Raw genomic sequence first — 17,686 nt, forward strand, 5'->3', positions numbered from 1 at the left:
CCCCCGCCCTTCGCGCTCACCAGCGCGGCCGCCCACCGCGGTTCCGCCTCTCCTGGTGAGCGGCAAGGGCGGGGTTGCGCGTTTTCAGCCTCACTCCGCTGGGTCGCGTCTTCCCTCGCCCCCTCACTCGCGTCCTTCGCGCTCACGGGGAGAAGCTGGGGCGTCGGCAAGCGCGTGCCGGTGAGCGGCAAGGGCGGAAACCTCCCCTCGCGCTCACTGGGGAGACGAAAGAACCGCCCCACGCGCTGCCGGTGAGCGCGAAGGGCGGTGAGGTGGCTGGGGCCAGCCGGGAGCTAGACGGCGCGGAGGCGGTCCAAGCGGGCGCGAGCGGTGACCGTGAGCGTCGGGGGCAGCGCGGCCATGCGCTCGGCGAGTTCGCCGGCGCTGATGTGGCGCGCGGACGGGCTCATGCCTACCTGAGCGGCGACGGAGGCCTTATCCAGCTCGATGGGGAACGAGATATCGACCGGGTCGGCCGCCTGCTCGAGGAAGCCCTCGGCCTGCTCATACATGCGCTCGACCTTGCCTTCTTCCACGCCGAGGATGCCGAGCGGCTCGCGCAGCTCATCCAGGTGTCCGGCGCCGGGGGTCAAGACGATGACCTGGCCGCCTGGGGCAAGCACGCGCTGGAATTCGGCGGGATTGCGCGGGGCGAAGACGACGGAGATTGCGTCGACGGACTCATCCTGGATGGGAAGGCGCTCCCACACATCGGCCACGACGGCGCCGACGCGCGGGTGGCACTTAGCCAAGTGCTTCGCAGCGTGCGGGGAAATGTCGAGGCCAACGCCGCGGGCCTCCGCGATGGAGTCCAGGGTGTGGGCCAGGTAGTAGCCGGTGCCGGCACCCACCTCGAGGAGGGAGGCGGGCGTGGACTCGGCCAGGGAGGCGGAATCCAGTCCGTCCTGGACGGCCCCGGTTACGGCCTCAACGAAGGGCGCGAAGTGGCCCATGGCCAAATAGGTCTCGCGGGCGTTGACCATATCCATGTCATCGCCCTTGTGCTTGAGTCCGGCGCCGGCCGCGAGGGTGACGTAGCCCTGCTTGGCCACATCATAAGAGTGGCCGGATTCCGAAACGAGGCGAGAGAAATCATCGGCACCAGAAAGCGCGGTGCCATCGTTGGGATCGGCCAGAATGTCGACGATATGAGAAAGCATGTACCTAGACTAGCTAGAAACCTCGGTCAACAGGGAACCGAGCTCGGCGGCCTCGTCCTTGCTCAGCTCGATGACGATGCGACCGCCGCCATCCGAGGGGATGCGCATGACAATTTTGCGGGACTCCTCTACTGCTTCCATTTCTCCGCCCGTCGTGCGCGGCTTCATTGCTGCCATAGTGAGTCTCCTTTAGTTAACTTCTTTTCCTTCCAGCTTAGACCTTTTCTGCGCGGAAGATAGTTGTTCTTCCAGTTGCGCGAGGAGATCGTCTACCTGGTCCTGGCGGTATCCACGGGGAACTACCTCGAATTTCACCTGGTCAAGGCGGCCTTCGCGGAGGGCGGCGCGGTTATTTTCGCGCACCTTCTGCGGCTCGTCGAGCGGGTGCATGACCTCGCCGCGGCCAAAGATGGAGCCCCATACCCAGGTGCCGATGACGGTCAGGGCGATGAGGACAAGGAGGAGCATAATCCAAGACAGCATGGCTTAAACCTTACCTTTTAGCGGCGGGCGTTGAGCAACGGGAGCGATGACCCCGGCGCGGGCGAGCAGCGTGCGCGCAACCACCTCGGCCATCGGCGCCAGCTCGTGCAGCGGCCGGTTGCGGTGTACCCGCGTGCCCAGGTCTACCTGTGCGACTTTGCCCCGCTTGGCGACGTCCACCATTAGCCCCGCTTCCACCCCATACCCCTCCACGAAGGGAAGTTCTAAGGCGGTGGCGCGGCGCAGGGCGTATTCGCCTCCAAGGGGCTGATCGATGTGGGCGAGCTCGGGAAAGAGCTGCTTGATGAGCGGCTTGGCGGTCAGTTCGGTCACGCGGCCGCCGCCGGTGGGCTGGCCGTTGAGGCTGCGGCGGTAGCAGGCTTTGACCATCTCCACCGCGGGGTCAGCGAAGGGCGCGGCCAAGGCAGTGACCATGCCGGGCGCGGCGGATTCAAGGTCGGCGTCGACAAAGACGACGATGTCTCCCTTCGCTGCGGCAACCCCGCGCCAGAGGGATTCGCCCTTACCGGGGCGCGGTTCCTCTGGGAGGATATCGCGCCAATTGCGCACATCCGCCCCGGCGACGGCAGCGCGGGAGGCGGTGTCGTCGGTGGAGTCGGCGTCGATGACGAGCACCTCGAGCGGTTCATCGGCGAGGCAGGCGCGCACGACGTCCGCGACGGTGTCCTCCTCGTTGAGCGCTGGAATGATTACAGAGACGCTCATGCAAGGCCTCGCGTGGTTGCTAGTGGGGCCACCTCGCCTTGGATGGCGGCGGTCATGCGGATGACATCAGCCGTCTCGGCCACCTCGTGCACGCGAAAGGCGGCCACGCCGCGGGCGGCGGACCACGCGGTGGCGGCCAGGGTGCCGGCCACGCGCTCTCCTACCCCGCGGTCGAGCGTCTCGCCCACGAAGTCCTTATTGGATAGCGCCATGAGCACCGGCCATCCAGTGGCGACGACCTCGTCGATGCGCCGCAGGAGCTCGAGCCCGTGAAAGGTGTTTTTGCCAAAGTCATGCGTCGGATCGATGAACGTCAGGTCCTCCGGGCAGCCGAGGGAGGCGGCGCGCTCGGCCAATTGGGTGGTTTCCGCGATGACATCGGCCACCACGTCATCAAAGTGCACTCGGTGGGGCCGGGTGCGCGGGGTGATGCCGCCGGTGTGCGAACACACGTAGCCCACGCGGTGGTGGCCGGCGACCTCGATGAGCTCGGGATCCCAACCGGCCCAGGTGTCATTGACCAGGCCGGCGCCGGCTGCGATGGCGGCCTCTGCCACCTCGCTGCGCCAGGTATCGACGGAGATGAGCACATCCGGGTGGCGCTCGTGCACCTTCTCGATGGTCGGCACCACGCGGTCGATTTCCTCCGCCGCGTCCACTGCCTTGCCGGGGCCAGCCTTCACACCGCCAATATCGACGATCGACGCACCGGCCGCGATCACCTCATCACAACGGCGCAGCGCCGGGTCAAGGTCAAAGGTTGCGCCCTTGTCATAGAAGGAATCCGGGGTGCGATTGACAATCGCCATCACACGCGCGAGGCTCAACGCGGCTCCCTGATGCGCTTATCGCTCATGACTTGGTGGCGCTGGATGATGTGGGAGAGGGCCTCATCGGGGTCGTCGGTAAGCAGGAAAAGCTCCCGGTCGCCCTCGTTGATATAGCCGTTGGCCGCGAGGGTGTTTTCCATCCATTCCAGCAGGCCGGACCAGTATTCGGTGCCCATGAGCACGATGGGGTAATTGGTTACCTTTCCGGTCTGCACCATGCACATGACCTCGAAGAACTCATCCATCGTGCCCATGCCGCCAGGCAGGCAGATGAAAGCCTGCGAGTACTTCAAGAACATTGTCTTGCGGGCAAAGAAGTAGCGGAAATTCAGGCCCAGATCCACATACTCATTAAGCCCCTGCTCGTGGGGAAGCTCGATGCCCAGGCCCACGGATAGCCCGCCGGCCTCGTGGGCGCCGCGGTTGGCTGCCTCCATGATGCCGGGGCCGCCGCCGGTGATGACGGCATAGGAGTGCTCGGCCAGCTTGCGGCCAACCTCGACGCCCAGCTGGTAGCTCGCATCCTCCGGCGTGGTGCGTGCGGAACCGAAGACGGTCACGGCCTTCGGCAGCTTGGAAAGCGCATCGAAGCCAGCGACGAACTCGCCTTGGATGCGCAGGACGCGCCACGGATCGGCATGCTGCCACTCATGGTCCGCGCCGGACTCCAAGAGCCGTTGGTCAAAGGTGGAGGTCTGTTCGCCTTCGGTGCGCAGCAGCATCGGGCCGCGCAGGGTGCGCATCTGCTCAGGGGTCATGGTCTATCCCTTCAGGTAGTTCACGAGGGCGGTGGATACTTCGGTGATCTGCGCGGTGGGGACCTGCTCGTCCTTCTTATGCGCGAACCCGGGGTCGCCGGCGCCGAAGTTTACGGCCGGGGTGCCCATTTCAGAAAAGCGGGCGACGTCGGTCCAGCCGTACTTGGCGCGGACGTTGCCCCCGACGGCGTCGATAAGAGCCTTGGCCGCTGGCTGGCCCAAACCGGGCTGGGCGGCCGGTGCGATGTCATCGATCTCGATGGTGACGTCTTCTTCCTCGCCGATGATGGACTTCATGTAGTCCAGCGCCTCGTCGCTCGTACGGTCCGGCGCGAAGCGGAAGTTCACAAACATCCATGCCTCATCCGGCAGCGTATTGGTGGCCACGCCGGACTCGAGGTGGACGATGTTGAGGCCCTCGCGGTAGGTGCAGCCATCGATGGTGACATCGCGGGACTCATAGGCGGCGATGCGGCTCATAATGGGCGCGAGCTTGTGTGCTGCGTTGGAGCCGAGCCAGGCGCGGGCCGAGTGTGCACGGGTGCCGTGGGCGGTCACGCGCAGGCGAATGGAGCCCTGGCAGCCGGCCTCCACCATGGCACCGGAGGGCTCGCCCAGAAGAGCGAAGTCGCCCTCGAGCCACTCCGGGTGGTCTTTTTGCAGGTGGCCCAGGCCATTAAATTCAGTGGCCACTTCTTCGCCCTCGTAGGCGATGACGGTCAGGTCATGCTTGAGCTCGTCCGCTTCGTGCAGCTGGGCAAAGGCATTGAGGTAGACGGCCATGCCGGACTTCATGTCCACAGTGCCGCAGCCCCACATAATCTCTACCCCGTCTTCAGAGGTTTCCATGTGATGCGGTACATTTTCTGCCAACGGAACGGTATCAATGTGGCCAGCGAGCACCACGCGGGAACCGAGCCCGCGGTTCGTGCGGGCGCACACGGTATTGCCGTAGCGGGCAACCTCGACGTCCAATCCGCGCAGCGCTTCTTCGATGGCGTCTGCGATGGCCTCCTCATGGTGGGAGGGGCTCGGAATATCTACGAGCGCCTTGGTTAGTTCGATGGGGTCTGCATATAGATCTAAAGTCACAAAGCGCCATGCTAGCGCCCCGCGCAGCTCACCGCATTGTGTAAAGTTCACTTCACTGCAAATAATTCGTCCTCCCTAAGGTGATAACAATGGCCGAAGCCACTCAATTGAAATCCCGTCATCTCACGATGATGGGCCTTGGCTCTGCCGTAGGCGCCGGCCTTTTCCTCGGCGTCGGCCTCGGCATCCAGATTTCCGGCACCTCCGTGCTCATCTCCTATGCCGTAGCCGGCGCGCTTATCGCACTGGTGATGTGGATGCTCGGTGAGATGGCCGCCGCCCGCCCCTCTTTAGGGTCATTTTCCACCTACGCCGGCCAGGCCTATGGCCACTGGGCGCGCTTTACCATGGGGTGGATTTTCTGGTTCATGCTGATCATGGTCATGGGTGCCGAAATCACCGGCGCGGCCGCCATCATTTCCAATTGGTTCGATATTGCCCCGTGGATTCCAGCGCTTATTGCCGTGGCCTTCTTCGCGGTGGTCAACTTCGCGGCCGTGGGCGGTTTTGGTGAGTTCGAGTTCTGGTTCGCCATCATCAAGGTTGGCGTCATCGTCGCCTTCCTCGTCATCGGCGTACTCATGGCGCTGGGCATCCTGCCGGGCATGGATTTCTCCTTGGCCGGTACCAACTTCACCGAGAACTTCCTGCCCAATGGCATGCCGGGCTTCGCCGCCGGTTTGCTGGCCGTTGCCTTTGCCTTTGGCGGCATCGAGCTGGTGACCATCGCGGCGGCCGAGTCCGAGGATCCGGCGCACAACGTAGCCACCGCGGTGCGCGCCATTATCGTGCGCATCATGATTTTCTACATCGGCTCCATCGTGGTGATCACCATGGCGCTGCCGTTTAGCTCCATCCAGGACGCCGATGTCGCGGCCGATTCCCCCTTCACCCTGGTGCTCGCGGCCGCCAAGATTCCTTTTGCGGCCGGCTTCATGGAGGCGATTATCGCCCTAGCACTGTTGTCTGCCTTCAACGCGCAGATTTACGCCACCTCCCGCTTGGTCTTCGATATGGCCAAAGACCACTGCGCCCCGGGATTCTTCCTGAAGCAAAATCGTGCCGGCTCCCCCATCAACGCCGTCATCTTGTCCATGGTCTTCGCCTTCGCTTCGGTGGGCCTGCAGTTCTGGAACCCGCCAGGGCTTCTGGCCTTCCTCTTCAACGCGGTCGGAGGGTGCCTGCTGGTCATCTGGTCCTTCATCGTGGCTTCCTTTATCAAGTTGCACCCCGTCCTGCGCGATAATGGCGAGCTGACCGAGATCCACGTACCCGGCTTCCCCTGGCTTCCGTGGGTTACGGCCGCCGCCCTGGCCGGACTGACCCTGCTCATGCTCTTTGATCCGGCCGCGCGCAACCAGGTCATCTCGGTGCTCATCCTGGCTGCGGTGCTCGTCATCTTGTCCTTTGTACTTCCCACCGGCCAGCGCGCGGGGGCGCGGAAGTAGTTGCTAAGCTAGCGGGCATGACTTCTGCATCCGCACGTGGCCTAGCAACCATTACCCATGACGGCACCGTCCTGGACGTATGGTTCCCGGCCGTATACACCGATAAGAACGTAGAGACCACCGAGACCAAGCGCCTGGAAGAGGTTCCCCAGCAGTTCTCCGCACTGGCAGGCCCGGACGAGGAGCGTGGCGTGGCCCGCGTCGCCGTTGAGACCTCCATCAAGGATCTGGATGACGCCCCCGTCGATACCTACGATGCTTACCTGCGCCTGCACCTCCTCTCCCACCGCGCGGTCAAGCCGCACGGCCTGAATATGGATGGCATCTTCGGCCACCTCAATAACGTGGTGTGGACCAACTACGGCCCGTGCGCCGTGTCCGATTTCCAGATGGTGCGCGGCCGCTTGGCCTCCCGTGGCCCGGTCGTTGTTTACTCCGTGGACAAGTTCCCCCGCATGGTGGACTACGTTGTGCCGTCCGGCGTCCGCATCGGTGACGCAGACCGCGTCCGCCTGGGCGCCCACCTGGCTGAGGGCACCACCGTCATGCACGAGGGCTTCGTCAACTTCAACGCCGGCACCCTGGGCGCCTCCATGGTGGAAGGCCGCATCTCCGCGGGCGTCGTCGTGGGCGATGGCTCCGATATCGGCGGCGGCGCGTCCATCATGGGCACCCTGTCCGGCGGCGGCAAGGAGGTCATCTCCATCGGCGAGCGCTGCCTGCTCGGCGCCAACTCCGGCATCGGCATTTCGCTTGGCGACGACGCCGTGGTCGAAGCCGGCCTCTACGTCACCGCCGGCACCAAGGTAGCCGTCTTTGGCAAGGTCGCGGAAGCACTGGGCGTCGAAAATGGCGAGAACGTCAAGGGCTCCCAGCTCTCCGGTGCCTCCGGCATGCTGCTGCGCCGCAACTCCGTCTCCGGTGCGGTTGAGGCCGTGGAGTGGAAGGCTGAAGCCGTCGCGCTTAACGACGAGCTGCACAAGAATTAACACCCCCGATTCCTATAGCCCAATCGGGCAAAATAAGATGGAGGGGTGACTGATAACTCCTCCACCCTCGGTTCTGGCCTGAAGGTCCGCCACCTGACCATGATGGGGCTAGGCTCCACCATCGGTGCCGGACTTTTCTTGGGCACCGGCGTCGGCATTTCCGCCGCCGGCCCCGCCGTGCTCCTCGCCTACGTCATCGCAGGCTTTCTGGCCATTTTGGTGATGCAGATGCTGGGCGAGATGGGCACCGTTATCCCCGCCTCCGGCTCCTTTTCCGAATACGCCGAACACGGCATCGGCCGCTGGGCGGGCTTTACCCAGGGCTGGATCTATTGGCTAGCCACCGTCGCCGTCCTCGGCGCCGAAATCACCGGCGCGGCCGGCTTCATCGGCTCTTGGTTCAACGTCTCGCCATGGATTCCCGCCGCCATCTGCGTGGTCCTCTTCGGAATCATCAATCTGCTGCGCGTGCGCAGCTTCGGCGAATTCGAGTACTGGTTCGCCCTCATCAAGGTCGTTGTCATCGTGGCCTTCCTCACTATCGGCGCGCTGCTCATCCTGGGCCTCCTGCCCGGCCATTCCTTCATCGGTACCTCCGTCTTCTTGGAGGACGGCTTCATGCCCAATGGCCTCGGCGGCGTCGCGGCCGGCCTGTTGGCCGTAGCCTTCGCCTTCGGCGGCATCGAGGTGGTTGCCATCGCTTCTGCCGAATCCGAGGACCCCGAAAAATCCCTAGTCAACGCCGTGCGCTCCACCATCTTGCGTATCTCCGTGTTCTACTTGGGCTCCGTCCTCGTCATCACGTTCCTCCTGCCCTATTCCATCCTGGGCGGTGCCTCCACGGCCGCGGAATCCCCCTTCACCATGGTTCTCGAGCGCGCCGGCATCCCGGGCGCGGCCGGCATCATGGAAGTCGTCATCGTCCTCGCACTACTCTCCGCCTTCAACTCGCAGATCTACGCCTCCTCCCGCATGATGCATTCCCTAGCCTCCCGCGGCGAGGCCCCGCGCATCTTCACCACCACCAATAAGGACGGCGTTCCCACCACCGCCATCGCCCTCTCTGTCCTCCTCTCGGCCGTCATGGTGGTGCTCAACTACGCCGATACCGGCTGGCTGCTTAGCTTCATGCTCAACGCCGCCGGCGCCTCTCTACTCATCGTCTGGGTCTTCATCGCCGTCAGCCAGCTACGCCTGCGCCGCCAGCTCGAGGCCCTCCACCCCCTGCCCATCCGCATGTGGGCCTTCCCCTACCTCACCTGGTTCGCCCTCGCCCTCTTTGCGGCCATCGCGGTGCTCATGCTTACCGACGCCACCGCCCGCACCCAACTCCTCTCCGCCGCCGCCATGTTCGCGGTGCTCGCCATCGCCGGCGTCATCAATTCCAAGGTTCGCGGCATCAACCCGACCTCAACGCTGCCCCTCACCTAGCCCCTTATCCCAGGGGGCTCACCTCGCCCCTCCGTCCTCCCTCGGCCACTCCTCGCCCTTGGCCCCTCCCTGCCCTTCGCGCTCACCGGCACGAGGCGGGGTTTCTCTTTTTCGTCACCTGGTGAGCGCCTAGGGCGAACTCTGCCCACGCCCTTCCCGTCGCGCTCACGGGGAACTCAAATCAGGGCCACCCGGGGCCGCCGGTGAGCGCGAAGGGCAGTTATCCACAGCTATCCGGACCACGCAGCGGAAAATCACCCCCGAACCCCGGGTTATCCACAGGATGCCGCGACGCACATAGCTCCAGCCCACCACGACCGCTTAGGTTAAGCCCCATGGGGGAATGGACTACCGCGGAACTGCGCGGGCAAGGTTTGAGCAAGGATGCGATTCGTCGCAAAGTGCGCGAGGGGAAGCTCTATCGCGTGCATCGGGGGATTTATACCGATGAATGGACGCCGTGGGCGGTGGCGCGGGCGCTGGCGCATGGGCTCAGCCGCATCCATTTCACGGGAAAGACGGCGCAAGAGATTTACCTCGGCCGGCAGCTGACATTTCCTCTGGAAGCGGAGGGACCGCACACTTTGAAGGATAAGAGCTTTCGCGTTTCACACTCGCGACTTCAAGCCACGCACAATGTCAACGGCCTTCCGGTGATGCAACCGTTGTGGGCCGCGCGAAGGATTTCGCGAGCCTGCAGGCCTCTTTTGGAAGAACACTACCGAGGGAAACACGGCCCCGGCCGTCTAGAAACGGATCGTCGGCGAATGCGGCGCGTCCCAAGGAGTCTAAATGAGACGATCCGGCACGCCGCGATTGGAGCGGATAGCCCACCGGAGCGCACTTTAAGCAGAAAGCTGCGCACTGAAGGAATTTTCCCAGAACACAATGCTCTCATTGCGGGGTACCGCTTTGATCTCAGGATTGGAAGGCTCCTTGTGGAGGTCGATGGCTGGGAATACCACAAGCACAGCGAGGCCTTTCAAGCTGACCGGTCCAAACAAAACTCGGCCGTCGCCCACGGATATACGGTTTTGCGCTTTACTGCCGACGACATCAACTACCACCTCAGCGAAGCCATCCTACTTATCAAAGCCACTCTTGAGGTGCTAAAAGGCCGCAACCCTGAGCTTCCGACCTCAGCAACTCAGCCTTACTGGAAATGGCATCTATGTGTGAAACATTTGCTTTAATGACAATTATCCTTTACATTCGGATATGCAAGCAAGACACACAGTAAAGGAGTCCAGATGGCCGACCACCCCAACATGGTCCGCAAATGGCGCCGCTGGCTCGAATTATCACAAGCCGAACTCGCTGAAAAAGCCGGCGTCTCCCGCCAGACCATCGCCAATATCGAACGGGGCAATTACTCCCCTTCGGTGCACCTCGCACTGGACATTTGCCACGAACTAGGTAAATCCGTCGAAGAAATCTTTGGAGCCGAACAACATGATTAACGCCATTGCCAACTACTCCCTCAATGAAATCGAGCGCGCCACTCGCGATGAATTCGAACGCGACACGCTCTATAAAGCCTGCGCAATTGGCATCACTCTCATCCCATTCCTCGAGCTCGTCGTCGCCGCAATCCTCGCCTGGGTTCTCCCCGGCCGAATGAGCATGCTGTGCTTCCTCGCGCTCGTACCGTCCATCCTCGGCAATTCCATCGGCACAGCTTGGATGCGCAAGCGCGTCGCCACCCCACCAGTGGGCCGAAATTGGACCGCAATGGCCGTCTATTTCATCCCACTTATCGCCATGTTCGCTGGCATTGCCTATAACGCCTACGCGCCTGCCGACGGCCACAGCCCCGCCTCTTACCTCCTCGGCACCGCCGTCGGTGTAATCACCGTACTCATCCTCACCCCCTTCATTCGTCGCCGCCAGCACCGCCGCGACCAGGCTCGCCTGGATGCCGAGCTCGAAGACTAGTCCCACTCCCGCTCCCCTCCACCCGCCCTTCGCGCTCACCGCGGACGGCGGGTTCTCGCGTTTTCTGCCCCAGTGAGCGCGTGGGGAGGTACCGCCCCCTCGCACTCACCGAGAGGCCCACTCACCGTCGTCGAAGGGATGCCGGTGACCGCGACGGGAGCATTGCTTGCCGACGCCCCCCTTCCCGCTCACCGGCAGCTAGAAAAAGCCCCATCGCCGTGCGCTGGTGAGCGCGAAGGGCGGTGGGGCGAAAGGCGATGCGGCCAAGGGGCGGGACAGAGCGAGGCGGATGAGGCCGGCCCGGGACCTGGCTAGGCAGGTTCAGTTTCCTGGACAACCTGAGGCGCCTTCGGCTTCGAGCGGAAGGTCCACAGCTTGTTGATGACGAAGTTGATGGGCATCGCCACGATGATGGAAATGGCGTTTGCCCAGTAATACATCGTGCGCAGGCCGGTGGAATCATCCAGAATATCGGCCGGCAAATGGAGCGGAGAGGTGGGATTCATCAGCAGATGCTGAATCGCCATCGACACCACGAAGGCACCAATACCGGCGAGCAGGAAGGGGAAGAATCCGCGGATCCAGGACACTTTAGACACTGACTTGAAGGTCCACATGCGGTTGAGCTGGTAGTTCCACGTATTTGCGACTAAGAAAGCGATGGTGGAATAGAGCATGAACCAGCGCAGGTGAAATTGGGTTCCGAAGAGGTTGACCAGCGGGTCATTGGGCATCGCTTCGAAGCATGCCCAGCCCCACTTCTTCGCCAGGACCGAGGTGATGAGATTTACCGCGGTACCGGAACCGCCGACGATGCCGAATTTGAGAAACTGCCCAAAATTGGACACAAAGCGCGCGACGCTGAGGTCTGCCATGGGCCGCCTTTCTAGCCAGTGATTAAATAACTACTCGATTGTAGTTCTTAAAGCCTGGGAACTGAAAAATTGACGCTCGGAATGTGATAGAGGATCTATAAAAGTTATAGCCTCGTGGAGCAGGGCGAGCGGGGTTCGGAAACCATAGAGGTCGAGCTTGCGCGGGGTAGGATAGGTATCGTCGCCAAGCAGTGGGTGGCCGAGGTAATTGAGCAGCACGCGCAGCTGGTGGGTATGGCCGGTGCGCGGCCACATGGTCACCTCCCGGCCGGCGGCGCGTACGTACGTGGAGGTCAGTGTGCCTTCGGGGGCCACGAGCACCTGGCGCGCTCCGCGGGGCTTGCGCATGCGCAGGTCAATTTCCCGGTCTATGAAAAGCGGCTGCTTGACGACGCCCCGATACCTCTTCACCGCACTCCCCTCCAGGAAGATGCGCTGGTAGGCGGCGCGGGTTTCGGGATTGCGGGAGCAGATGACGAGGCCAGCGGTCAGGCGATCCAGGCGGTGCAGGGGTACGATGTCGTCCTCGCCAAAGTCCACGCGCAGGCGCGTTTGCAGCGTTTCGCGTTGGAGGCGGCCGTTGGTGGTCGTGGGCAGGAAGTGCGGCTTATCGGCCACGATGAGGTCGCGGTCGGCGTGGACCACGGAGTAGTCGAAAGGAATCGGGGGCTCCGGCGGCACCGCAGGGTGGTACCAGGCGGGCACGGGGTGTGAAAGTGCGGCGCCGGGCGGCAGCACGGTGCCGGGCGAAAAGGGAGAGTCGCCGGCACGGGCGGCGAAGTACTCCCCTTCCTCCGGCACGCGGCCACGCAGGACCGTTTTGCGCGGGGAGATGCCCGCGCGGGCGGGAGGCCTGCCCGAATTAGGCACCGGCGAGGCGGTCGACGGCGGCATCGATGCGCTCATCGGCGCCATTGAGGCCGATGCGCACGTGCTTCTCGCCGGCCGGGCCGTAGAAGTCGCCCGGGGCAGCGAGGATGCCGCGCTCAGCCAGCCAGTCGATGGTCTCGCGGCAATTCTCGCCCCGGGTGGCCCACAAGTACAGGCCGGCATCGGAGTGGTCGATGGTAAAGCCGGCGTCGACAAGCGCGTGCATGAGCACCGCACGGCGGGAGGCGTAGCGGTTGCGCTGGAGGGCCTCGGTGTCGTCGTCGTTTAGCGCGGCGACCATGGCGGCCTGGATGGGGCCTGGAACGATGAGGCCAGCGTGCTTGCGCAGCTGCAGCAGCTCGGCGATGAGCTCGTTATCGCCCGCGAAGAAGCCGGCGCGGTAGGAGGCCATATTCGCCGTCTTGGACAGCGAATGCATGGCGATGAGGCCGGTGTTATCGCCATCGGTCACGCGCGGATCAAGGATGGACACCGGCGGATTATCGTCGTTCCAGCCCAGGCTCATATAGCACTCATCGGAGGCGATGATGGCGCCGGTCTCCCGTGCCCACGCCACGATGCGGCGCAGCTCCTCCACGCCGAGGACGCGGCCGGTGGGATTGGAGGGCGAATTCAAAAAGACCAGGGAGGCATCCTGGAAATCGGAATCCGCGCGCAGCGGCTTAGCACCGGCGAGCAAGGCGCCCACCTCATAGGTGGGATAGGCCACCGAGGGGAAGGCGACGGTCTCGCCGCGCATACCCAGAAGCGTGGGCAGCCAGGCGATGGCCTCCTTGGTGCCGACCACCGGTAGGACGCGGTCAACCTGCATGTTATAGCGGCGGGTGAGCGCGGCGGCGATGGCCTCGCGCAGCTCCGGGGTGCCGGCGGTCTGCGGGTAACCAGGGTTCTGCGCGGCCGCGGTCAACGCGAGCTGCACGCCCGGGGACACAGGGTCAACGGGGTTGCCCACCGAGAGGTCAACGATTCCACCCGGGTGGGCCTGGGCCTTCTTCTTGGCGCCGGCCAGCGAATCCCAGGGGAAGTCTGGAAGCGTCTTTCCTAGCGGTGTGCGTGCCATGTCTTACTCCTGATTCTGTGGCGGAAGCGCGGCAATCATCGGGACGTCAAAGTCCTGTGGCCCAAGGGCTGCCGCGCCGCCCGGGGAGCCCAGGTCATCGAAGAAGGCCGCGTTGGCGTCGTTGTAGTCCAGCCACTCATCGGGAACGTCATCCTCGTAGAAGATGGCCTCGACTGGGCAAGCCGGCTCGCAGGCGCCGCAGTCCACGCACTCATCCGGGTGGATGTAGAGCATGCGCTTGCCCTCATAGATGCAGTCAACAGGGCATTCCTCAACGCAGCCGCGGTCCATTACGTCAACGCAAGGCTGTGCGATCGTATAAGTCATGGAGATTCCTTGAAGCTTCCTGATTTCTCGGATTTGGGATGTTTAACAGTATGTCACTTCTGCTTGAAAAATGGCCAAACGCCCCCGCCTATCCCGGCCAAAAGCAGGAGCAGGCTGAGAATATTATTGGCCAAGAGCATGTCTCCTGTCATCGGTACGAGGAGCATGAAGGCGAAAAAGCCCAGGCACCAAACGATGAGCGGGATGGCGCCGACCATCGGCGCGGGGCTCCATAGCCGGGCGGTGCGGGTGAGCACGGAGTTAAACCACCACGCAAGCAGGATGGTGATGGGAAAAGCCACACTCGCCCCATTGGATAGCGGAATGCGGGCGGTGAGGTAGATGACCTCAAGAAAGACCGATAGCAACGCGCCGATGGCCAGCCACACTAGGCCGGTGACCTGCTCGCCGCGACTAAAATCCGTGCGCATTATAGGCCGCCCAGCAAGTCATCGGCCGGCTCACCCTGGCCCAGCTGGAAGTACTCGGCGCGCAGCAGGGGCATGACCAGCAGGTTGGATAGGCCATAGGCTCCGGGCACGTGCTCGGGTTCGTGCAGCGCGGCCACGGCGGCCTCGGGGTTGGTGCGGGTGGTGGTGCCATCGGCCACCCAGATTTGGGAGGCGTGGGCGCGCATAGCGCAGCGCTTGGCGTCCAGGGCGGCGTCGGAAAGAGCGACGGTGACGTCCGCGCCCTCGTTGGTGAAATTGTCTAGGTACTCCTGGCTGGGCTTGGTCCACCCCGCCGGCGCATCGAGGGTGTCCAAACCGGCATAGTTGGCGGCGCGTTCAAAAATGCCGTACCAAATGCGCGTGCTTGGCGACGCCGCCTTCATCACCGCCTTATGCACCGCAATGTGGTCCGGGTGGCCATAGCCGCCATCGGGCCCGTAGGTCAAGATGGCGTGGGGGTGAATCGCCTCGAGCTCGTCGCTCAGGAAATCGGCCGCCTCCTCGATGCGATTGACCAGTGCACGCGGGTTCTCGTGCGAGGGAGAGCCTGCCATGCCGGAGTCATGGAAGTGGCCGAAACCGCCCAGTTGGATGCCCTTGACGCCCAGGGCATCGAGGGCATTGGCCAATTCGCGGGCGCGGAAACCGCCGAGCTGATCATGATCGGCCAAGCCTTGGTAAGGCTCGCCGATGACCTCGCCGTCCTCGCCCAAGGTAAGCGTAATGACGATAACCTCGGCGCCGCGTGCGGCTAGAGTTGCCAGGGTGCCACCCATAAAGAGGGTTTCATCATCCGGGTGGGCGTGCACTGCCACCACGCGGTAGCCGGTTAGGTCCTTAGTCTTCATCTATCCTCCAGCGGGGCGCGGTGATAAGACCCTCGTCCCAATCATCGATGCTTTGGCCGGGGCCTACAATACCCTCCCCGAGCGCGTGGATACGCGTCTCATCCACCAAAGGCACGTAGAGAGCTTCTTTAGAGTTCACATCGCGAATGCGTCCGAGTGCTTCCTTTGGGCTCAGGGCGCCGGATAAAATCTCCTCGCGAATCTCCTCCGCGTTCTCCGGGCAGATTCCGGACAGGTCGCCGGCGAGCGGCTGCTTGTCATCGCAGCTGAAGATATTTGCCGCGGCCACCGAGTTCAGGGAGATATCCTCCCAGGTCACTACCGCATCCACCTCACCTTCGGGCAGGAGCTTGGAGGTGATCGTGGTCAGGCGCTCGGACACCACCTCGGCGGCGATCCCGTGGGCTTCGAGGACGTCATAAAGCGTATTGGCCGCGGCCAAGGCCGTGGGGCTGGTGGGGTCTACCGCAAAGCGAATCGGCTTCTTACTAGCGCGAGTGCGCAGCGCAGTGAGATCCGTGTCCTTACTAATGGGGTTATTCCCCGGTTCGAGGTTGGAGGCGCGGCCGGTGGCCAAGCGCGCGACCTGGTCCGTATCAATCAGCGAGGCCAATCCGCGGCGCGCGGCCCTTTCTTCCAGAGCTTCATCCGCGGTGGACATGTGCAGGCGCAGTTGGCGCGGGCGGGTCAGTGTCTTATCGGAAACATGCCCCAAAAGGCCCAGTGCTTCCTGCGAGGTTTGGCCAGGCGTGAAGTCCGCGAAACCAATCTGCCCGGAGCGCAGCATATTAAGCGCCTGGGTGCTATCGCGCACCTCGCGCAGCTGAATGACGTCCACCTGCGCCGGATTGGCACCCCAGAAGCGGTCGTTCCGGTTCAAGGTAATGACTCCGCGGCCGCGGTCCACGCTATCGACGAGGAAGCGCCCGGCCGATGCCGGAATCTTATCGGCCAAGGCGGAGCCGAAGTTATCGTCCTGCAGCAGGTGGGAAGGCAACAAATTATGAAAAAGCAGGTGCCAATCTTTCACCTTCTCGGAGAAATCCACGGTGACTACGCGGCCGCCATCGGAGGTATTAACAGCCGATATGGCGTGGTAGCCGGAAGGATCGCGCACACCGGCGGTAGTGGTCATCTGCTTCCACAGGTAGCTAAAGTCCGCACCGGAAATGGGTGTGCCATCGGACCATTGTGCGGGCGAGGCAATGACGTAGCGCACCCGCTGCACCATGCCCTTAGGCGCGGTGACCTCAGAGGCGGATTCGAGGATATCGGCGTCCCTTTGCCCGTTGTGGAACGCTGAGGGCAGCACCAGTTCTGCAATCTGGTCGACCAGCTCGGAGTTATTGGCCACCAGGTGCGGGTTCAATCCCGCGCGCAAGGGGTCCACGCCCACCGAGATGGTGGGGCGCTTGGCGGAGTCGGCATCCTGCGGCTGCTCTTCTTCCGGGGTAGGCGTGGTGGTGGTCTGATCTTCTTGCAGCACGGAGGCATTTTCCTCCACCACCGGTGGTGGGCCGGGGTTAGCCGCGCAGGCGCTAAGTAGTGCAAGGCTGGCGGTGCTGAGTACCGCTGCGATTGCCGACGCCGCGCGCCTTGGTGAAGCCGGATTCTTTTTCATCGCGGACTACTTTAGTCCCTCTCCCCCGCCGAAACGAAGATTATTGGCGCTAGACTCGGCCATAGACCGCAACTTTTAAGGAGGCCCCGATGCTCATCTGCCAAGAAATGTTCCTTCTACTAACCAAGGACAACGGCAAGAAGGAAGACTGGGTATCCAATAATGAGGCCGCCCTGCGCGCCACCGTACTCGCGGACCTGCTGCTGGGCGGTCACGTAGAGCTCGGTGAGAAGAAGAAGGTAGAGACCACTCCACAGCGCCCAGAGCACCCCGTGTTGGCTTGGGCCTGGGAGGAGCTGCAGCAACACAAAGCCACCAGCATGCAGAGCCTCTTGGAGGCCTCGTGGTTTACCCCGCGGGAAATCATCGCGTTGGATTTCCACGCAAATGGACAGCTCGACGTGGAAAAGGCCAAGTGGTGGCAGATAAGCGGCGACCGCTACATCATGACGGACTTGGAGCTGGAAAAGGAACTGCGCGAACGGTTGGTTGCGGTGCTGGAGGCGCAGCGGCCGGCCGAGGTCAACGACGTCATTATTCTCGATATTCTCCGCGAGGTCAGCGGCGCCTATACCCTGCTGAAAAACAATGCGGAGGGAATGAAGCGCCGGGAGATGCGGGCACGCATTCAGGACATCAAAAAAGAGGTGGAGTATGACAAAACCGCCTCCTCAGCGGTCAAGGCCGTAGTTGAGGAGGCGGCAGCGGTTGCGGCGATGGTGGCCACATCAGCGGCAATCACCACCACCTAGGGTGCGGC

21 protein-coding genes are annotated in these 17,686 nt (G+C 63.1%); 7 read left to right on the plus strand and 14 right to left on the minus strand.

Going from position 1 to position 17,686, the window contains the following annotated elements:
* Positions 1 to 293 precede the first annotated feature (293 nt).
* From MHX61_RS03125 to dapE, 7 genes are read right to left on the minus strand one after another with little or no spacing between them, the layout of a single operon-like run.
* Positions 294 to 1,160, minus strand: coding sequence for a methyltransferase domain-containing protein (locus MHX61_RS03125; protein ID WP_204609539.1), 867 nt, complete (start codon positions 1,158 to 1,160; stop codon positions 294 to 296).
* A gap of 9 nt (positions 1,161 to 1,169) precedes the next feature.
* Positions 1,170 to 1,337 carry a DUF3117 domain-containing protein gene (locus MHX61_RS03130; protein ID WP_005323535.1) on the minus strand — a complete coding sequence of 56 codons (168 nt, stop codon included), beginning with the start codon at positions 1,335 to 1,337 and terminating at the stop codon, positions 1,170 to 1,172.
* 12 nt (positions 1,338 to 1,349) lie between these two features.
* Complete coding sequence (locus MHX61_RS03135; RefSeq protein WP_005327512.1) at positions 1,350 to 1,643, minus strand: DivIVA domain-containing protein; 294 nt, start codon at positions 1,641 to 1,643, stop codon at positions 1,350 to 1,352.
* A 3-nt stretch (positions 1,644 to 1,646) separates the two neighbouring features.
* The gene (locus tag MHX61_RS03140; RefSeq protein ID WP_239192496.1) at positions 1,647 to 2,369 is read right to left on the minus strand and encodes a glucosyl-3-phosphoglycerate synthase; all 723 of its coding nucleotides are present in this window, start codon (positions 2,367 to 2,369) and stop codon (positions 1,647 to 1,649) included.
* Positions 2,366 to 3,178 (minus strand): dihydropteroate synthase, encoded by an 813-nt coding sequence (gene folP / locus MHX61_RS03145; RefSeq protein ID WP_200435252.1) that lies wholly within the window; start codon positions 3,176 to 3,178, stop codon positions 2,366 to 2,368. Before folP ends, MHX61_RS03140 begins: the two co-directional genes overlap by 4 nt.
* 14 nt (positions 3,179 to 3,192) lie before the next feature.
* Complete coding sequence (locus tag MHX61_RS03150; protein WP_239192499.1) at positions 3,193 to 3,957, minus strand: TIGR00730 family Rossman fold protein; 765 nt, start codon at positions 3,955 to 3,957, stop codon at positions 3,193 to 3,195.
* A 3-nt stretch (positions 3,958 to 3,960) separates the two neighbouring features.
* Positions 3,961 to 5,049 carry a succinyl-diaminopimelate desuccinylase gene (gene dapE / locus MHX61_RS03155; protein WP_239192502.1) on the minus strand — a complete coding sequence of 363 codons (1,089 nt, stop codon included), beginning with the start codon at positions 5,047 to 5,049 and terminating at the stop codon, positions 3,961 to 3,963.
* 89 nt (positions 5,050 to 5,138) lie between these two features.
* Here dapE and MHX61_RS03160 point away from each other — a divergent pair, with 89 nt between their 5' ends.
* The 6 genes from MHX61_RS03160 to MHX61_RS03185 all read left to right on the plus strand — a co-directional run bounded on the left by MHX61_RS03160 (position 5,139) and on the right by MHX61_RS03185 (position 10,852).
* Positions 5,139 to 6,497 (plus strand): amino acid permease, encoded by a 1,359-nt coding sequence (locus tag MHX61_RS03160; protein ID WP_204609545.1) that lies wholly within the window; start codon positions 5,139 to 5,141, stop codon positions 6,495 to 6,497.
* Between the two features lie 17 nt (positions 6,498 to 6,514).
* Positions 6,515 to 7,486, plus strand: coding sequence for a 2,3,4,5-tetrahydropyridine-2,6-dicarboxylate N-succinyltransferase (dapD, locus tag MHX61_RS03165; RefSeq protein WP_239192505.1), 972 nt, complete (start codon positions 6,515 to 6,517; stop codon positions 7,484 to 7,486).
* A gap of 99 nt (positions 7,487 to 7,585) precedes the next feature.
* Positions 7,586 to 8,917 carry an amino acid permease gene (locus MHX61_RS03170; protein WP_239192758.1) on the plus strand — a complete coding sequence of 444 codons (1,332 nt, stop codon included), beginning with the start codon at positions 7,586 to 7,588 and terminating at the stop codon, positions 8,915 to 8,917.
* 335 nt (positions 8,918 to 9,252) lie between these two features.
* On the plus strand, positions 9,253 to 10,110 hold the full coding sequence (locus MHX61_RS03175) for a type IV toxin-antitoxin system AbiEi family antitoxin domain-containing protein (protein ID WP_239192513.1): 858 nt from the start codon (positions 9,253 to 9,255) through the stop codon (positions 10,108 to 10,110).
* A gap of 57 nt (positions 10,111 to 10,167) precedes the next feature.
* On the plus strand, positions 10,168 to 10,377 hold the full coding sequence (locus MHX61_RS03180; RefSeq protein WP_049377975.1) for a helix-turn-helix transcriptional regulator: 210 nt from the start codon (positions 10,168 to 10,170) through the stop codon (positions 10,375 to 10,377).
* Positions 10,370 to 10,852: a transcriptional regulator gene (locus MHX61_RS03185; RefSeq protein ID WP_204609553.1), complete on the plus strand. Its 483-nt coding sequence runs from the start codon at positions 10,370 to 10,372 to the stop codon at positions 10,850 to 10,852. Before MHX61_RS03180 ends, MHX61_RS03185 begins: the two co-directional genes overlap by 8 nt.
* Before the next feature lie 311 nt (positions 10,853 to 11,163).
* On the opposite strand, the gene MHX61_RS03190 is transcribed toward MHX61_RS03185, so the two are convergent.
* From MHX61_RS03190 to MHX61_RS03220, 7 genes are read right to left on the minus strand one after another with little or no spacing between them, the layout of a single operon-like run.
* Positions 11,164 to 11,727, minus strand: coding sequence for a GtrA family protein (locus MHX61_RS03190; RefSeq protein WP_204609555.1), 564 nt, complete (start codon positions 11,725 to 11,727; stop codon positions 11,164 to 11,166).
* 30 nt (positions 11,728 to 11,757) lie between these two features.
* On the minus strand, positions 11,758 to 12,633 hold the full coding sequence (locus MHX61_RS03195) for a pseudouridine synthase (RefSeq protein WP_239192517.1): 876 nt from the start codon (positions 12,631 to 12,633) through the stop codon (positions 11,758 to 11,760).
* The gene (dapC, locus tag MHX61_RS03200; protein ID WP_239192520.1) at positions 12,590 to 13,678 is read right to left on the minus strand and encodes a succinyldiaminopimelate transaminase; all 1,089 of its coding nucleotides are present in this window, start codon (positions 13,676 to 13,678) and stop codon (positions 12,590 to 12,592) included. The genes MHX61_RS03195 and dapC overlap by 44 nt, the downstream gene beginning before the upstream one ends.
* A 3-nt stretch (positions 13,679 to 13,681) precedes the next feature.
* Positions 13,682 to 14,005, minus strand: coding sequence for a ferredoxin (gene fdxA / locus MHX61_RS03205; protein WP_005327491.1), 324 nt, complete (start codon positions 14,003 to 14,005; stop codon positions 13,682 to 13,684).
* A 53-nt stretch (positions 14,006 to 14,058) separates the two neighbouring features.
* Positions 14,059 to 14,436 (minus strand): hypothetical protein, encoded by a 378-nt coding sequence (locus MHX61_RS03210; protein WP_005327488.1) that lies wholly within the window; start codon positions 14,434 to 14,436, stop codon positions 14,059 to 14,061.
* The gene (locus tag MHX61_RS03215) at positions 14,436 to 15,305 is read right to left on the minus strand and encodes a PIG-L family deacetylase (RefSeq protein WP_239192522.1); all 870 of its coding nucleotides are present in this window, start codon (positions 15,303 to 15,305) and stop codon (positions 14,436 to 14,438) included. Before MHX61_RS03215 ends, MHX61_RS03210 begins: the two co-directional genes overlap by 1 nt.
* The gene (locus MHX61_RS03220; RefSeq protein ID WP_239192525.1) at positions 15,295 to 16,926 is read right to left on the minus strand and encodes an ABC transporter family substrate-binding protein; all 1,632 of its coding nucleotides are present in this window, start codon (positions 16,924 to 16,926) and stop codon (positions 15,295 to 15,297) included. Before MHX61_RS03220 ends, MHX61_RS03215 begins: the two co-directional genes overlap by 11 nt.
* A gap of 89 nt (positions 16,927 to 17,015) precedes the next feature.
* On the opposite strand from MHX61_RS03220, the gene MHX61_RS03225 reads away from it, so the two are divergent.
* Entirely contained in the window at positions 17,016 to 17,678 is a 663-nt protein-coding gene (locus tag MHX61_RS03225; protein ID WP_239192528.1) for a GPP34 family phosphoprotein, read from the plus strand.
* The last annotated feature ends 8 nt before the right edge of the window (positions 17,679 to 17,686 follow it).

The sequence above is a fragment of the Corynebacterium sp. ACRPF genome, assembly GCF_022347395.1.
In the GTDB taxonomy this organism is placed as follows: domain Bacteria; phylum Actinomycetota; class Actinomycetes; order Mycobacteriales; family Mycobacteriaceae; genus Corynebacterium; species Corynebacterium tuberculostearicum_D.

Coding starts and splice junctions, on each gene's coding strand:
- MHX61_RS03125 (WP_204609539.1), bottom strand. CDS start 1,160: ATGCTTTCTCATATCGTCGACATTCTGGCCGATCCCAACGATGGCACC.
- MHX61_RS03130 (WP_005323535.1), bottom strand. CDS start 1,337: ATGGCAGCAATGAAGCCGCGCACGACGGGCGGAGAAATGGAAGCAGTA.
- MHX61_RS03135 (WP_005327512.1), bottom strand. CDS start 1,643: ATGCTGTCTTGGATTATGCTCCTCCTTGTCCTCATCGCCCTGACCGTC.
- MHX61_RS03140 (WP_239192496.1), bottom strand. CDS start 2,369: ATGAGCGTCTCTGTAATCATTCCAGCGCTCAACGAGGAGGACACCGTC.
- folP (WP_200435252.1), bottom strand. CDS start 3,178: ATGGCGATTGTCAATCGCACCCCGGATTCCTTCTATGACAAGGGCGCA.
- MHX61_RS03150 (WP_239192499.1), bottom strand. CDS start 3,957: ATGACCCCTGAGCAGATGCGCACCCTGCGCGGCCCGATGCTGCTGCGC.
- MHX61_RS03160 (WP_204609545.1), top strand. CDS start 5,139: ATGGCCGAAGCCACTCAATTGAAATCCCGTCATCTCACGATGATGGGC.
- dapD (WP_239192505.1), top strand. CDS start 6,515: ATGACTTCTGCATCCGCACGTGGCCTAGCAACCATTACCCATGACGGC.
- MHX61_RS03170 (WP_239192758.1), top strand. CDS start 7,586: ATGATGGGGCTAGGCTCCACCATCGGTGCCGGACTTTTCTTGGGCACC.
- MHX61_RS03175 (WP_239192513.1), top strand. CDS start 9,253: ATGGGGGAATGGACTACCGCGGAACTGCGCGGGCAAGGTTTGAGCAAG.
- MHX61_RS03180 (WP_049377975.1), top strand. CDS start 10,168: ATGGCCGACCACCCCAACATGGTCCGCAAATGGCGCCGCTGGCTCGAA.
- MHX61_RS03185 (WP_204609553.1), top strand. CDS start 10,370: ATGATTAACGCCATTGCCAACTACTCCCTCAATGAAATCGAGCGCGCC.
- MHX61_RS03190 (WP_204609555.1), bottom strand. CDS start 11,727: ATGGCAGACCTCAGCGTCGCGCGCTTTGTGTCCAATTTTGGGCAGTTT.
- MHX61_RS03195 (WP_239192517.1), bottom strand. CDS start 12,633: ATGAGCGCATCGATGCCGCCGTCGACCGCCTCGCCGGTGCCTAATTCG.
- dapC (WP_239192520.1), bottom strand. CDS start 13,678: ATGGCACGCACACCGCTAGGAAAGACGCTTCCAGACTTCCCCTGGGAT.
- fdxA (WP_005327491.1), bottom strand. CDS start 14,005: ATGACTTATACGATCGCACAGCCTTGCGTTGACGTAATGGACCGCGGC.
- MHX61_RS03210 (WP_005327488.1), bottom strand. CDS start 14,436: ATGCGCACGGATTTTAGTCGCGGCGAGCAGGTCACCGGCCTAGTGTGG.
- MHX61_RS03215 (WP_239192522.1), bottom strand. CDS start 15,305: ATGAAGACTAAGGACCTAACCGGCTACCGCGTGGTGGCAGTGCACGCC.
- MHX61_RS03220 (WP_239192525.1), bottom strand. CDS start 16,926: ATGAAAAAGAATCCGGCTTCACCAAGGCGCGCGGCGTCGGCAATCGCA.
- MHX61_RS03225 (WP_239192528.1), top strand. CDS start 17,016: ATGCTCATCTGCCAAGAAATGTTCCTTCTACTAACCAAGGACAACGGC.